This is a genomic window from Syntrophomonas sp. UBA1041, from assembly GCF_002316705.1.
Lineage (GTDB): Bacteria > Bacillota > Syntrophomonadia > Syntrophomonadales > Syntrophomonadaceae > DTU019.
In genome coordinates this window covers 4,332-4,584 of sequence record NZ_DCEA01000056.1, presented here as the reverse complement: position 1 = coordinate 4,584, position 253 = coordinate 4,332, and the positions used below count along the sequence as shown (strand labels likewise).

The 253-nt window shown below is 48.6% G+C and carries 1 pseudogene; it reads left to right on the top strand.

Annotation, left to right across the window (positions count from 1 at the left end):
• Positions 1–253: pseudogene (eno, locus tag B2633_RS08365) on the top strand (phosphopyruvate hydratase); the annotation flags it as partial.

Here is a 253-nt window from a genome sequence, read left to right as displayed (position 1 = left end):
AGGATGTCTTCCTGGCCATGGATCCCGCTGCAACTGAATTCTTCCATGACGGCAAGTATGTTTTTGCCAGCGAAAATATCTCCCGCTCTCCTGACGAAATGGTTGATTTTTATGCTGGATTGGTTGATAGATTTCCAATTGTGTTGTTGGAGGATGGCCTCGCCGAAGACGATTGGGAAGGGTGGAAGCTCCTGACCGAACGTTTGGGACACCGGATTAAGCTTGCGGGTGACGATATCTTTGTAACCAATCC